General features: G+C 66.1%; 11 protein-coding genes and 2 tRNA genes. 4 read left to right on the top strand and 9 right to left on the bottom strand.

Annotated features, from left to right (window positions below; all coding sequences use genetic code 11):
- Positions 1-80: 80 nt before the first annotated feature.
- A tRNA-Pro gene (locus KIT10_01660) sits at positions 81-155 on the top strand.
- A gap of 56 nt (positions 156-211) precedes the next feature.
- A tRNA-Arg gene (locus KIT10_01665) sits at positions 212-285 on the top strand.
- Between the two features lie 8 nt (positions 286-293).
- Here the strand turns inward: KIT10_01665 and KIT10_01670 are convergent.
- Positions 294-2,474, bottom strand: a complete 2,181-nt coding sequence (locus KIT10_01670; protein MCW5897948.1) for a S8 family peptidase — start codon at positions 2,472-2,474, stop codon at positions 294-296.
- A 116-nt stretch (positions 2,475-2,590) separates the two neighbouring features.
- Here KIT10_01670 and creD point away from each other — a divergent pair, with 116 nt between their 5' ends.
- A complete protein-coding gene (creD, locus tag KIT10_01675; protein ID MCW5897949.1) occupies positions 2,591-3,964 on the top strand; it encodes a cell envelope integrity protein CreD in 1,374 nt (457 codons plus the stop codon).
- Between the two features lie 153 nt (positions 3,965-4,117).
- The gene (locus KIT10_01680; protein MCW5897950.1) at positions 4,118-7,312 is read left to right on the top strand and encodes a right-handed parallel beta-helix repeat-containing protein; all 3,195 of its coding nucleotides are present in this window, start codon (positions 4,118-4,120) and stop codon (positions 7,310-7,312) included.
- Positions 7,313-7,316: 4 nt separating this feature from the next.
- Here KIT10_01680 and KIT10_01685 read toward each other — a convergent pair whose 3' ends face one another.
- The 8 genes from KIT10_01685 to KIT10_01720 form a co-directional block, all read right to left on the bottom strand.
- The gene (locus tag KIT10_01685) at positions 7,317-8,084 is read right to left on the bottom strand and encodes a tetratricopeptide repeat protein (GenBank protein ID MCW5897951.1); all 768 of its coding nucleotides are present in this window, start codon (positions 8,082-8,084) and stop codon (positions 7,317-7,319) included.
- Positions 8,081-9,817, bottom strand: coding sequence for a protein BatD (locus tag KIT10_01690; protein ID MCW5897952.1), 1,737 nt, complete (start codon positions 9,815-9,817; stop codon positions 8,081-8,083). The genes KIT10_01685 and KIT10_01690 overlap by 4 nt, the downstream gene beginning before the upstream one ends.
- Positions 9,818-9,832: 15 nt before the next feature.
- Positions 9,833-10,303, bottom strand: a complete 471-nt coding sequence (locus KIT10_01695) for a hypothetical protein (GenBank protein ID MCW5897953.1) — start codon at positions 10,301-10,303, stop codon at positions 9,833-9,835.
- Complete coding sequence (locus KIT10_01700) at positions 10,300-11,097, bottom strand: hypothetical protein (protein MCW5897954.1); 798 nt, start codon at positions 11,095-11,097, stop codon at positions 10,300-10,302. Before KIT10_01700 ends, KIT10_01695 begins: the two co-directional genes overlap by 4 nt.
- A complete protein-coding gene (locus tag KIT10_01705) occupies positions 11,094-12,242 on the bottom strand; it encodes a VWA domain-containing protein (GenBank protein MCW5897955.1) in 1,149 nt (382 codons plus the stop codon). The genes KIT10_01700 and KIT10_01705 overlap by 4 nt, the downstream gene beginning before the upstream one ends.
- Positions 12,239-13,240, bottom strand: a complete 1,002-nt coding sequence (locus tag KIT10_01710; GenBank protein ID MCW5897956.1) for a VWA domain-containing protein — start codon at positions 13,238-13,240, stop codon at positions 12,239-12,241. Before KIT10_01710 ends, KIT10_01705 begins: the two co-directional genes overlap by 4 nt.
- Before the next feature lie 70 nt (positions 13,241-13,310).
- A complete protein-coding gene (locus KIT10_01715) occupies positions 13,311-14,219 on the bottom strand; it encodes a hypothetical protein (GenBank protein MCW5897957.1) in 909 nt (302 codons plus the stop codon).
- Positions 14,216-15,103, bottom strand: a complete 888-nt coding sequence (locus KIT10_01720) for a DUF58 domain-containing protein (protein ID MCW5897958.1) — start codon at positions 15,101-15,103, stop codon at positions 14,216-14,218. The genes KIT10_01715 and KIT10_01720 overlap by 4 nt, the downstream gene beginning before the upstream one ends.
- Between the last annotated feature and the right edge of the window lie 40 nt (positions 15,104-15,143).

A 15,143-nucleotide genomic window follows, 5' to 3' on the forward strand; every position in this document is an offset into this window, starting at 1 on the left:
TCGGGTTGGCCCGTCCTCGGGCGCTCCCAACTTCATCGTCGGATGAACGCCCTTTTCCCCGTTCTTTGCCGCCCATTGTTCGGGGTGTAGCGCAGTCCGGTTAGCGTACCTGCTTTGGGAGCAGGGGGTCGCAGGTTCGAATCCTGCCACCCCGACGAACGAAAGGTCAGCCAAGGGGCTGGCCTTTCTTGTTCGCACCTTTGCCAGCGCTGGTCCCGTAGCTCAGCTGGATAGAGCACCTGCCTTCTAAGCTGGTGGTCGCAGGTTCGAGTCCTGCCGGGATCGCGAAGCCTTTAAGGCTTGATGAAGCGGGCGCTGGCTTGCTGGCCTCCCCATGAGGCGCGCACCACGTACAGCCCGGCGGGCCAACCGGCCACTTCCAGCACCATCGGTCCTGCTCCGTTCCATGGCAGGTCCGCGACCACCCGGCCCATGGCATCCTGCACGGTGATGCGCGCGGCTCCCTGGTCATCAGGCAACGACAGGAACACCTGGTCCATGGCGGGATTCGGCCACAGCCCGATCCCCTGCGAACCGATCTCCGGCACACCCACCAGGCCCAGCAGTTCCAGCATGGCGTGGTAGGCGTTCACCTTGCCCATGCCCCAGCGTGTGCTGCCTTCCGGAGGGATCTCACCCGTGAAACTGTCCGTTCGCGCGGTGGCTTGCAGCAGTTGTTTGAGCGCCTGCGGGGTCAAGGAGGGATCCGCTTCCAGCAGCAGCGCCGCGATGCCCGCCACAGCCGGTGACGACATGCTGGTGCCGGAGAAACGCGCGAAGGGGTAGTTCTCCCCCTGGAAGTTGATGGTCTGGATGGCCGTGTAGGAATTGTTCGTCCACGCACTGATCGATGAGGCCACGTTCACGCCCGGCGCGGTGATGTCGGGCTTGAGGCGGCCGTCCAGCGTAGGGCCGAAGGAGGAGAAATTGGCGATGCCGCCGCCCAGCGGATTCCCAGCGCTGTTGATGTATTCCGCCGAATACGCGGCCACCGAGATCGCGTCCTCGGCACAGGCCGGTTCGCCGATGCCGTAGTGGCGGTCGCCCTGTGTCCACCCCGGCTGGGTGCCCAGGAAGGCCTGGCCCCAGTTGCCCACGTCGTTGTCCAATTCGGTGACGTTCCAGGCATGCACGGTGCCCGCCGTGGCCGTGACCTGCAGCACCACCTGGATGGTGCTCCGGTTGTGGATGCGCAGTCGGAAGTGGGGGCGGCCGTTGAGTGGGTGGGCCGCGTCGCAGGTGAGGTTGAAAAGGATGGTGTCGTTGCCCTGCACCAGCAGGCTGTCCAGGTAGTAGGGTTGGGTGGCGGTGTGGTACCACGGACTTTCCTGCAACACCGTGGCGCCGTTGTTCAGCGAGAAGCCCGCGGAGAATGCGGCGCCCGGCTCGCCCCACAGGCTGATGCTCTGCCCCCACATGTTGGGGTGCGAGGCGTAGGAGTAGAAGACCACGCGCGAGCGCAGCGTGTCGGCCGGGAAGGTGCGGGCCAGGTGGAAGTCCACACCACCGTTGTTGCCGGCGGAAGTGACGAAGACCACGCCTTCCGCAGCGAGTTGTGCCATGGCCTGGCTGAGCAGGGAGGTGCCGTCCAGCGTGCCGATCCAATGCAGGCCCCAGCTCATGTTCACCACCAGCCGCTTGCCGTCCTGCTGCGCGATCTGGTGCATCCAGGTCCAGGCGTCGAGCACGGCGGCGGCATCAACAAGAAAAGTGGTGAAGAGGAACTCCGCCTCGAAGGCGATGCCCCGATAGGCCGTGCCTGCGCCGCCGCCGCCGGCGATGCCCGAGACGTGCGTGCCGTGCGTGGCCCAACTGTAAATGTTCGCCGTATCACCTTTGGCGGCGAGCAATTCTCCGGGTGTGGTGTATTCGGTGCCATAGGTGAAGCCCGGTGGCGCAGGCCCGCTTTGCTTGAAGTGGTCCCACGCGGCGCGGATGCGCGTGGCGGTCAAGGCCGTGTCGTAGAACATCGGATGGGTGTAGTCGAAGCCCCAATCCGTGACGCCGATCAGCACATCGCGCCCGGTGTAGGCCTGCGGCAGGTTGATGCCCAGGTGCACGCTGTCCACGCGGGTGGCGCCGAGCACGCGGTCCAGGGTGGGCGCCACTTGGCCGGCGAGTTCCACGAAAGCGAGTCCGCCCAAGCTGTTGATCGCATCGAGGGCCAGCACGTCCACCCGGAACGAGATGATGTCACCCTGGCGCGCACCCCATCGAATGGCCCCATGCTGCATTTCGTTCAGGTCCGCACCGGGGTGGAGCAGGCCGAGGAAGCCCACCATGCAGCGTCCGTGTACCAGAGCGGTGGGGAAGTTCCCTTGTGTGGTGTGGGTCAGTTTCGCTGGATCGGGTTCTGCTTGGGCCAGCAAGGCGAGCCGGTCCAGCCCTGCGCGGGTGGTGGCAGGCATGCGCGGCTGCGCGACGAGTAGGGAAGTGGCGAACAGCAGCAGGGTGGAGGCGGGGAGGCGCATCATATGCAGGGCTGGTGGTGGAAGGTACGGGTGGTGCGTGATCCGCCCTTTTTCCCGCCGTGCATACCAACCGCATGGCGCTCCCCGTTCACGCCGGGAAAAGACCCCATCGCCAAACCATGGACACCATTCCTCCAACACCTCCCGCGCCGCCCTCCAATGGATCCGGTTCGTGGATCCGCCGCTCCATGACCCTGCGCGTGGCGCTGATCGCCGTGATGGCGCTGCTGATGCTGATCCCCCTGTCCATGGTGGAGAGCCTCATCCACGAACGGGAGTGGACCAAGCAATCGGCGCAGCAGGAGGTGAGCGCCACCTGGGGCGGGCCGCAGGTGGTGACCGGCCCGGTGATCAGTGTGCCGTACGAGACGCAGGTGCGGGTGGAAAGCACCGAGGGCGGTGGCCGCTACGAGTTGCGCAACGTGATCGCGCACGCCCATTTCCTGCCCGAGACGCTGGACATCGCCACGGACCTGGAGCCGGAGAAACGCAAACGTGGCATCTACGAGGTGGTCGTCTACCGGGGAAGCATCACACTCTCCGGGAAGTTCAAGCCGCTTTCGGCGAATGACCTGGACCTGAACGACCGGCTGCGCTGGGCCGATGCCACCATGACCGTCGGTGTCAGCGATCTGCGCAGCATCCGCAGCGCGGTGACCATGCGCTTGGGGCAGCGCGAATTGGCCTTCGAGCCGGGAGCGCCATCCTCCGATGTGGTGGGTACCGCCGTGCAGGCGCCGCTCTCCCTGGCCGATGGGGCCATGGACCAGGAACTGCCCTTCACCATGTCGCTGCAACTCAATGGCAGTTCCTCGCTGCGCCTGTCGCCAGTGGGGCGCGTCACCACCGCATCGTTGGTCTCCACCTGGCCGGACCCGAGTTTCCAAGGGGCCTTTCTGCCGGATTCCTCGAAGATCGACGACCAGGGCTGTTCGGCCCGGTGGACCGTGCTCCACCTGAACCGGCCCTACCCGCAGCAGTTCACCGGCAGCCGCGCGTACCAGATCCAGGAGAGCGCCTTCGGATTGGACCTGATCCTGCCCGTGGACGAGTACCGGAAGAGTTCGCGCGCCGCCAAGTACGGCCTGATGCTGATCACCCTGGTGTTCACCGTCTTCTTCTTCGTGGAAGTGCTGCAGCGCATGCGCATCCACCCGATCCAATACCTGCTGGTGGGCCTGGCGTTGACCATCTTCTATGCCTTGCTCATCGCCCTGAGCGAGCATGTGGGCTTCGGTGCGGCCTACGCCATCGCGGCGGTGGCGGTGGTGGGCCTGGTGGTGTTCTACGCCGCCAGCGTCTTCCGCATGCCGCGCGCCACGCGCCTGCTGGCCATGGTGCTGGTGCTGGTCTACGGCTTCGTGCTCACCATCATCCACCAGGAGGACTACGCCCTGCTGATGGGCAGCATCGGGCTGTTCATCGTGCTGGCCGTGGTGATGGCGCTGGCGCGGAAGATCGACTGGTACAACGTGCGCGGCGATCGGCCCTGAACCACTTTTCAAGGCGGATCATCGGGAACGTCCGGCACTCCGCCGGGCATGGTCCCGCACTGGTCGAATTGTTGATCATCGTCATGGCGGACACGTCGTGCGAGGATCGGTGCTGGCCAATTTCACGGCACCTCTGCAAGGACCTCGAACCGCATGAACATCTTCCGCTCGCTGACCCTCCTGGGGGGCCTGATCCCCGTCTGTCTGTACGCTGTCACCTACTACGTTTCCCCCAACGGGAACGACAACAACAACGGCACTTCGCCGGCCACCGCATGGCGCACCGTGCAGCGTGCGCAGCAGGTGACGCAGACCATGCAGCCCGGCGACCGCATCCTCTTCGAGCGTGGTGGCCTGTACCCCGGCATGTTGAGCCTGAACGCCTCGGGCACCGCGGCCAACCCCATGGTCTTCGGCGCTTATGGCACAGGGGAGAAGCCGATCATCTCCGGCGGCGTGCCCGTGGTGAACTGGGTGCAGCACCAGGGCAACATCTGGCGGGCGGCCTTCACCGGTTCGCCCAAGTACCTCATCGTGGATGGCCAGCCCATGACCCTGGCGCGTCACCCCAACAGCGGCTGGCTCCGCAACGCGCAGGGCAGCCAGACGCACATCAGCAACCCCGACCACATCACCCAGCCCAACGGCCATTGGAACGGCGCCACCGTGGTGGTGCGCACCACCAACTGGAGCTACGAGAAGGCCACGGTGAACAACCACGCCAACGGCACGCTCAACATCACGCCCATCGGGTCCAACCTCGGCAACCAGGACTGGGGCTTCTTCATCCAGAACAAACTCAACGCGCTGGACATGGCGGGGGAGTGGTTCCATGACGCCAACACCAACCAGTTGTACCTGTGGGCGCCCAACAACGCCAACCCCAACAACATGCAGGTGCTGGCCAGCATCACGCACCACGGCTTCGCGCCCGGCTGGCAACGGCAGCACATCCGCATTGAGGACATCGTGTTCCAGGGCCAGACCGCGGCCGGCATCAGCACCGAGGTGGCGCACCATGTGGTGGTCACCAATTGCGAGTTCCGCCACTGCTACAAGGCCATCTCCAGCAGCGGCAGCAACAACCAGTACGTCAACAACATCATCCACAACACCTTCGGCACGGCCATCAACATCTATGGTGAGCCCAATACCATGGTGGCCAACAACGTGATGACCGACATCGCCATCAACCCCGGCATGGGCGAGGACGGCTGGGGCTACATGGGGATCGTGATCTCCGGCACCAACACCGTGGTGCGCGACAACCGGCTGGACAACATCGGCTACATCGGCATCGGCACCACCAACAACGGCGTGGTGGAGCGCAACGTGGTGATGCATGCCACCTCCATCCTGAATGATGGCGCCGCCATCACCTTCGACGATTGCGACGGGGTGATCATCCGTGACAACATCATCCTGGACATGGTGTGCGACCTGGAGAGCGTGGCCACCAACTTCAACATCTACTACCGCATCGGCTTCGGCATCTACTTCGGCAACCGGGTCATCAAGAACAGCATCGTGGAGCGCAACACCGTGGCGCGCTGCGCCGGGGCGGGCATCCACGTGGACCACACGATGCTGAACAGCGGCAACATCGTGCGCGACAACGTGCTGTTCGACAACAAGGTGCAGCTCAGCCTCAGCGACTACAGCAACAACAACACCCCCGGCGGATCACCGCCCTTCTATGTGCCCAGCTTCAACACCATCTACTCGGGCAACGTGATGTACAGCATCAAGCCGGACCAGTTGTGCATGCGGCAATACCATGTGTACAGCGCCCAGCCGGTGAACTTCGGCACCTTCAGCGGCAACCGGTACTACAGCCCGTATGAAGAACTGAGCATCCGCCAGCACATCTTCCCGGCCAGCCTCAACAAGCCCTTCACCCTGGAGATGTGGCAGGCCGCCTTCAACACGGACGCCGCCTCGGCACGCAGCCCGCAACGCCTCAGCCCCTTTGAAGTGACCGAGGTGCTCGGAGTGGACCAGGTGGTCAACGGCCACTTCACCGCCAATGTGAACGGCTGGACCGGCTGGCCCACGCAGGCGCAGATCACGCAGGACTTTTCCCTGCTGGACAACGGCGCCATGAAGGTGCACTTCGCCAACAACGCCAGCTACGACGTCCACTTCCTGCACCCCACGGCCATGGCCAGCATCCAGAACGGCCAGTACTACCGGGCGAAGATCAGCCTGCAATCCACCGGCATGGGGCTGGTGCAGTTCGAGGTGAAGGGCCAGTCGCAGATCGAAACGCCCTACGCCTTCTTCCAACGCCAGCTGCCTTTCGATGGCGAACGGCGCGACCTCACCATCATCCTGCAAAGCGATCGCACCGAGCCCGCGCGCATCCAGTTCATCAACCACTACACCGAGCCCACCTTCTGGCTGGACAACATCACCTTCGAGCGCGTGGCCGTGCAGCCGCTGGACCCCAACGTGCGGCACAAGCTGCTGTACAACGACCAGCCCGTGGCGCAGTCCTTTTCCCTCGATGGCTGCTGGCGCGATACCAATGGCGCGTTGCTGGATTTCCCGGTGACGCTGCAGCCCTACCGCTCGCTGGCGGCCTACCGCGTGGAGGAGGAAGGCTGCTCCGCGCAGGCGCCTTTCACCGCGGGGGCCAGGGTCTTCCTCGGCGGCGCCTACCAATCCGCCAGCAACACCATGCGCACCGACCTTCGCGACCAGGGGCTGATCCCCGCCACCGAGCCTTACACCGCCCTGGGCGTGGAGGTGGAGAACAGCGGCGAAAGCCTGGACCCCGCGCTGTTGCAGGCCACCGGCCCGGCCGCGATCGTGGATTGGGTGGTGCTGGAACTGCGCTACCACGATGCCAACGCCTCGGTGGCCGCACGCCGCGCCGCACTGGTGCGGGCCGATGGCCAGGTGGTCTCCACCCAGGGTCAGAACCTGGTCGCCTTCGACACCGACCCGCAGGGCAAGTTCCTGTCCGTGCGGCACCGCAACCACTTGAGCGCCATGACGGCCTTCGTGTTGCCCGGCAGCGGCACCACCGTGGACTTCACCGACGCCACCGTGGTGATCTTCGGGCAGGAACCCACCAACATCGTCAACGGCAAGCGCGTGTTGTGGCCCGGTGATGTGGACGGCGACGGTACCGTGCGCTACACCGGCCTGGGCAACGACCGCGACCCTGTACTGGCGGCCATCGGTGGCACCGTGCCCAGTGGAACGCTGCCCGGCTACCACGCCGAGGATGTGAACCTCGATGGCGTGGTGAAGTATTCAGGCGCCGCCAACGATCGTGACATCATCCTGCAGGTGATCGGCGGCTCGGTGCCCACGGCCGTGCGCTTCGGGCAGATCCCGTAAGCGATCAGATCCGTTCCGCCGCGCCGGGCGGCATCCAGCCCATGTGGCCGTTGGGCAGGCGCACCTCGCTCCAGCCGCCGCTTTGCTGCAGCACGTTCACCTTGGTGCCCTTGTGCAGGGTGAAGAGGAGCGTGGCGCCCTCGCGGGGTTCGCCGCGGATGTCCACCTTGGGCGCCAGGATGATGGCCTCGCTGCGGTCGCGGACCTCGGCGGCGCGCGCGATGGAGAGGGAGGTGGTGGCGATGGTGGCGATGAGCATGAGCGCGGCGCACACTTGGACGGCGCGTTTCCACACCCCACGCGGCAGCGCCACGGCCATGGCGAGCAGGGCGAAGAGGACCAGGCAGCACCACAGCGCACGGCGTGCCCAGATGTCCGGATCGCGGCCACCGCGCCAGCGGCCCCAGGTGGCGCCCAGCGAGAAGCCGGGCAGTTCGTTCACACGGTCCACCACTTGCTGGCGCGCGAGGTCCAGATTGGCCCGCACATCGTCGGCGCCGGGGGCCAGGCGCAATGCGCGTTCGTAATTGAGGATGGCGCGTGGCACATCGCCCAGCTTGAAGTGGCAGTTGCCGATGTTGAAACGCAATGCGGCGGCGTCCCAGGTGGTGGCCACGCTGTCGTAGAGGGCGAGCGCTTCGGCGTATTCCGCCTTCGTGTAGGCATCCTGCGCACGGGCCAGCAGACTGTCGGCCGTGGTGCGGTCCATCGCCAGCATGTGGGCCGTGGTGCCCATGATCAGCAGGATCGGAAGCAGCGATCGCGTGTTCATGTGCGCAGCGTTTGTTCCAAGCGGCCGATGAGCCGTGCCGCACGGTCGTACAATTCCTGGCGTGGGTGTTCCTCCACCGGGGCGAAGCGCGCCATGTCGCACACGGCGGAGAGGTCAAGGAATTCCTGGGCCAGTGCTGCGCCATCCGGCTGCGCGGCGAGTGTTGTGCGCACGCGGTCGGGCGTCACTTCGGCGGGCGATACGCCGGCCTTGTCGGCCATGTACCCGGTGAGGGCCTTGCTGAGCGCGGTGTGGAAGGTGGCGCGGTCGGCGTTGCGCAGCGCGTCCTGGGCCTGCTTCAGGCGGTCGCGCGCCACGCGGTCGGCCAGGCGGCGGCGGCGGCCGGTGGGGTCGGCCAGATCGCGCTGACGGCGGTGGCGGATGAGCAGGAAGAGCAGGAAGGCGAGGGGCGGGGTGGCCATGCCGGCGAGCCAGGGCGCCGAGCCGTGCAGCAGCCAGCCTTTCGGCCGCAAGCCCAGGTCGCCGGTGCGGATGTAGCGGATGTCGCGGTCCAGCACGCGCACATCGCTCTTGCCGGGTCGCTGCGGCGCGGCCTGCGTGGCGTCGCCCGCGTCCACTTGGATGGTGATGGGGTCCGCGCGCAGGGTGCGGTAGGCACCGGCCTTGGTGTCGAAGTAGCTGTAGGTGATCGCGCCGAGGTCATAGATGCCCTCGTAGCGCGGGATGAGCAGGTATTGGAATTCGCGCGAGCCGCTCATGCCGTTGGCGTTCACCGTGATCTTGTCCGTCACCTTCGGGTCGTAGCTGTCGAAGTCGGCGGGCAGGTCCAGGCGCGGCGTTTCCAACAGTTTCAGGTTGCTGCGCCCGCTGAGCTTCAGGCTCAATTCCACGGCCTCGTTGGCCTTCACATCGCTGCGGTCCACGCGCACGTTCAGTTGCAGTTCGCCCACGGCGCCCTGGAAGCCCGTCGGCGCCGGCGTGGGCAGTTCCTGTGCGGTGAATTCCACGGCGTTGCTCTTCAGTTCCAGCTGTTGCCCGCGGTTGAAGAAGGAACGGTTGACGATGCAGGTGAGTTCCAGCGGTTCGATGCGGAGCTTGCCACTGCGTTGCGGCAGCAGCACCTGCTTCTTCAGGATGGCCACACGGTACTGCAACCCGTTGATCGTTTCCAGCTTGTCCTGCCACGAGGTGGTGCCCAGGTCCACATCCTCGGCCCAGAAGCCGTTCATCTTGGGCACGTCGTAACGGGAGAGTTCCAGGTTGTTGTAGCGCGAGTAGAGCGTCCAGGTGGCGATGATCTGCTCGCCCACATAACCCTTGTTCCTGCTGAGCGCGATGGTGGCGAAGAGGTTGGGGTCGCGGCCCTGGCCCTGCGCCGCTTGGGGATCCTGCGGACGTGCGACGGCCTTGCCCACTTCAATGGTGATGGACTCGGTCTGGATGATGCCGCCACCGATGCGCACCGTGGCCGGGCCGATGGTGAACCGGCCTTCCCGCGTGCCGGTGAGCGTCCACGTGCGCGAGACGGTGCTGCTCATGCGGCCGTTCACGTAATTGAAGCTGGACTGCTCATAGGGTCCCTGCACGATGACCAGACCACCGAGGTCGGGCGCGGTGAAGGCTTCCTTGGCGTTGACGAGCGTGACGGTCAGGCGCACATGCTCCCCGGCGGCGATGGTCTGGCGGTCCACCTTGGCGGTGAAGGAGATCTCCTGCGCGCAGGCCACACCCATGGTGGTGAACGGCACCAGCGCCAGCAATATCGATCGCATGCCTTGGGCCATCATCTACCAGTCCTTGTCGGCGGGTGTTCGTGGTACCGGGCGTTGCCGCTCGCGCACCTTGTCCTGGGTGTCGCGCTCCTGCCGGTCCAGGGCGTCCAGGATGCGCTTGGCGTCCTGCGGCGAGATGCGGCCGCCCTCCGGCTTGTCATTGCGCTGTTCCTGCTTCTGTTGCTGCTGGCCGCCATCGTTCTGCTGGTCCTGCTTGTCCTGTTGCTGGTCCTGGCTCTGCTGTGGCTGCGGTTGTTGTTGTTGCTGGTCCTGTTCCTTCAGCAGTTCTTCCGCCAGCCGCAACAGGCGTGGATCGCCGGGATGCTCCTGCAGGGCGCGGTCCAGTGTGCGCAGGGCGAGGGTCTTGTCCTGTTTCACGTATTCCTTGGCCGCACGGTTGAACCAATCCTCGGGGGGCAACGACTGCCCGAAGATCGGCCCCGCGAGCAGGACCGCCATGGTGGTGATGTGCGATGCGCGGATCATGTGGCTTGTGCGGCGCGGTCCACCGTCTCCAGTTTGTCCATGTATTCCTTGCGCTGCTCCAGTGAGGGATCCTGCTTCAGGCCCTCCTGCAGCAAACGCAGCGCTTCCTTGAACTTGTGCTCCTCCACCAGCTGGTCGGCGCGTTCGATGATGAGCCGGGCCTTTTCACCGAGTTCCTTCTGGTCGTTCTTGTCGCCGCCATCGCCACCGCTGTCGGGCTTGGGCCGCAGGGCGATGAGCTTCATCGTCAGCGCCAGATCGTGCCGGGCGTCCTCATTGCGTGGCGCGCGCCGAAGCGTCTCGCGGTAGGCCTTCGCCCCTGCGACAAGCGATGAATCGGCCAGTGCGCCGAGTCTGCGTGTCTCGCGGCGCAGGGAATCGCGCAGCACGAAGAGGCTCACCTTGCGTGCGATGTCGTCGCCCTCGATGGTGATCTTGGACAACACGTCGGCATGCTGGCGCGAGAGACTGTCCGCCCACAGCGCCTGGGCCACGAGCAGGTGGCCCAGGTCCTGCCATTCGCGTTCCTGCACCAGGCTGTCCTCGGTGAGCTGCGCGGCGAGGGTCACATCGGCCAGCGCCTTGCCCCATTCCCCGAGTTGATGGTGCGCATAGGCCCGGTTGTGCATGGCATGCACATCATGCTCCGCGCGGGAATAGCGCTGCACCGCACCGGCATGGTCACCGATGGCATAGCGCATGTTGCCTGCGCGCAGGGCATCCTCCGCGATGCGCTCGGGCGATGACGAGCAGGCCGTCAGCAGGGCGATCGCTATGTACGCGTGTGTTCTCATGCGGCGATCGCGGGTGGATCGAAGCGGGATGGCAGACGTTCGGGCAGGGCGATGGACAACACGATCAACAGGATGCCGAGTCCGAGCGGCCATTGGTAGCGGTCCTCATGCGCGGTGAAACGGTAGCTGCCCTCGAACTCGGTGCGGTCCATGCCCTTCAGTTCGTCCACCAGTTGGGTGATGGCCGTGCCCGCCTCATTGGCCCGCAGGTAGGTGCCGTTGCCTTCCGCCGCGATGCGGCGCAGCATGTCCTCGTTCAGCCGCGTCACCACCGTGTTCCCCTGGCGGTCCTTGCGGAAGCCCGTGGTCTTGTCGTTGCGGCGGATGGGGATCGGACCACCCTGGGGCGTGCCCATGCCCACGGTGTGGATCACGATGCCTTCCGCGGCGGCACGGCGTGCGGCGCCCAGCGCGTCGTCCTCGTGGTCCTCGCCGTCGCTCACCACGATGATGGATCGCGCGGCCGCGCTTTCGGGATCGAAGCTGCGTTGCGCCAGGTCGATCGCGGCGCCGATGGCCGTGCCCTGCGCCGCCACGGTGTGTGTGCCCACGCTGTGCAGGAATAGCTTCGCCGCACTGCGGTCGATGGTGATGGGCAGCTGCACGTAGGCTTCGCCCGCGAAGACCACCATGCCCAGGCGGTCGCCCTGCATGCGATCGATCAAACGCGTCACCGAGCGGCGCGCCACCTCCATGCGGCTGGGGCGCAGGTCCTCGCAGGCCATGCTGTTGCTCACGTCGATGGCCACCACCACGTCGATGCCCTCGGTGCGCACCTCCTCCACGCGGCCGCTGGTCTGTGGGCCGGCCAGCGCCACGATCACCAGGCCCATGCCGTGGCGCCAGGTGAGGAAACGTGCCAGGGCGAGCTCCGTGGAGATGCCGGGCAGCATGCGCTGGCGCACGGGCTTATCCGCGAAGCGGGCCAGCGTGCTGTTGCGGCGCGCCATGTCGAAGAGGTACAGCAGGGTCATCACCGGCATGGCCGTCATGGCCCACAGGGCCCAGGGCCGCTCGAAGCGGAAGGAGGGCACCTCGCGCATCAGCAGCCACCACAGGGACAGCATCACGCCCCAGGCCACTGCTTCCAGCAGCAGGGTGGTCCAGGCGATCAGGCCCATGCGATATCCGCGCGTGCCGCTCATGCCATGGTGCGCAACAGGGTGCGGTCGAAGAGGAAACCCAGCAGCAACAGGCCGGCACCGGCCGCGGCGATGGGGAAGTACTCCTCGTGCCGCTGGCTGAATTCGGTGACGCGGACGCGCGTGCGCTCCAACTCGTCGATCTCGCGGTAGATCTCGCGCAGCTTCTTCTCGTCGGTGGCGCGGAAGTAGCGGCCGCCGGTCATGGTGGCGATGCGTTCCAGCAGCGCGTCGTCGATCTCCACATCGATGTAGTCGAAGCGGTATTGGCCATTGGGGTAGCGGGCCACGGGGCTGAGGGCCTTGCCGCGTGTGCCCACGCCGATGGCGTAGACGCGCACACCGAGCGCCTCGGCGATCTGCGCGGCGTCCATGGGTTGCATCACGCCGGCGTTGTTCACCCCGTCGGTGAGCAGGATCACCACCTTGCTTTTGGCCTCGCTTTCACGCAGCCGGTTCAGCGCGGTGGCCAGCCCCATGCCGATGGCCGTGCCGCCTTCCATCAAGCCGGAGCGCACGCCTTGGAAGAGGTCCTTCAGCACGGCGTGGTCCGTGGTGAGCGGGCATTGCGTGAAAGCCTCGCCCTCGTAGACCACCAGGCCGATGCGGTCGTTGGGGCGCGCTTCGATGAATTCGACCGCCGTGCGCTTGGCGGCTTCCATGCGGTCCGGCTTCAGGTCCTTGGCCAGCATGCTGGCGGAGACGTCGAGCGCCAGAACGATGTCGATGCCCTCGCGTTCCACGTCCTGCCAGCTGTCGCGGCTTTGGGGGCGTGCCATGGCCACCAGCAGCAGGCCGGTACCGGCCAGCGCCAGGCTGAAGGGGAGGTGGCGCAGCGCGGTGAGCGGGCCACGCGGCCCGCGCAGCAAGGTGGGCGTGGTGGGCAGCAGGGCACGCGGCCGCCGCATGCGCAGGCGCCAGACATGCCAGGCGGCGATCAGCACCACGGGCACGAAGGCCCAGAGCAGGCGCGCGTCAGCAGGAGTGAAGCGGCGCCACATCCACACCAGGGCGAGCGCCACGGGCACCACAGCGGCCAATGCCCACAAGGCGGCGATGATCCTCTCGCGGTCAGGACGCATGGGTGGCAGGCGTTGCGGTGGGGGTGGTGTCCAGCACGAAGCGGATGGCGCCGGCCATCATGGCCTCGTTCTCCGGCGCCGTGGGCATGGCCTTGGCGAACTTCACCAGGTCGGCCAGTTCGAGCATGTGCTTCAAGCGCAGACGGGCCTCATGCTCCACGGGGGCAACGGCCAGTTCCTGCATCAGCTCCGCGGTGGTGCGCTCCAGCGCGGGCACCTTGAAGCGCTCCTCGATGTATCCGCGCAGCAGGTCCGTGAGGCGGGCATGGTATTCCTTGTGGCGGCCGGCCTGCCAGACCTTTTCCGCTTCCAGTGCGCGCAAACCGGCCAGCACACGCTCATGCGGGTCGGGCGTGGCTTCCACGGTCACCACGGGTGCCGTTTCCCGGCGCGGCCTGCGTTTCAGGATGAAGAGCAACAACGCTACGGCGGCGCCGATGCCCAGCACCCAGGGTCCCCAGCGGCGCACATGCCACCACAGGCTGAAGGGCGGTTCGTACAGGCCGCGCATGGGGCGCAGTGCGGCGGGCTCGTCGATCGCGGTGGCACGCACTTCGAGCAGCAGGGCGGCGGTGGGCACATCGCGGCCATCGATGCGGAACACGAAGGGCGGTATGGCCCAGAAGCCCGTGTCGAAACTGGTGATGCGAATGCGGCGCACCGCTTCCCCGACACCGGCTGCGATCAGCGTGTCGGTGCCGCCCACATGGAGCACTTCGATGTGCGCGCCGATGCTGTCGGGCACCTGGGGCCACACCACTTCGCTGCCATCCAGCGGCGTGCGCAAGGTGATCACGGCCTGTTCACCGATGCGCAGCACGGCGGTATCCAGGTCCATCGTCACCTGCGCCACGGCGGGCGGCACAAGCAGCAGCGCTATGGCGGCCGCGCTCCTCATCGCATGGCCTCGCGGCGCTTGAAGAGGTTCATCAGCGGCTTCACGTAGCCCTCGTGGGTGCTGATGGTGGCGTGGTCCACACCGGCGCGCCGCAGGATCTCGCGCGTGCCATTGGCGTGTTTCATGGCCGCGGCACGGTAGGCGTTGCGCACGGCACGCGACCCGGTGTCCACCCAGGTGCTGCGGCCCGTTTCCGGATCGGTGAACCAGGCCAGACCCATGCTCGGCAGTTCGTTCTCGCGCGGATCGCTGGTGCGCAACACCACCAGGTCGTGCCGGCGGTTGGCGATGCGCAGCGCGTCGGCGTAGCCCTCATCGCGCATGTCGCTGATGAGGAAGGCGATGCTCCGCTTCTTGATCACGTTGTTCAGGAAGCGCAGGGCCTCGGTGATGTCCGTGGCGCGGCTTCCGGGCCGGAACTCGAGCAGTTCGCGGATCAGGCGCAGGATGTGGCTGCGGCCCTTCTTCGGCGGGATGAACTTCTCCACACGGTCCGTGAAGAGGACCAGTCCCACCTTGTCGTTGTTGCGGATGGCGCTGAAGGCGAGCGTGGCGCAGACCTCGGTGATCAGTTCACGCTTGAGCTTGTCAGTGCTGCCGAAATCCTCCGATCCGCTGACATCGGCCACCAGCATCACGGTGAGTTCGCGCTCCTCCTCGAAGATCTTCACGAAGGGATGCCCGAAGCGCGCGGTGACGTTCCAATCGATGGTGCGCACCTCATCGCCATGGGTGTACTCGCGCACCTCGCTGAAGGCCATGCCGCGGCCCTTGAAGGCGCTGTGGTACTCGCCGCTGAAGATCTGCTCGCTGAGCCCGCGCGTGCGCAGTTCCACGAGGCGGACCTTCTTGAGGAGTTCCTTGGTATGTTGGGCGGTGTTCATGTGGGCTTGTGCCCATGTGCTCCTGTGCTCATGCGGCCGT

Source organism: Flavobacteriales bacterium, assembly GCA_026129465.1.
In the GTDB taxonomy this organism is placed as follows: Bacteria; Bacteroidota; Bacteroidia; order Flavobacteriales_F; family PHOS-HE28; genus PHOS-HE28.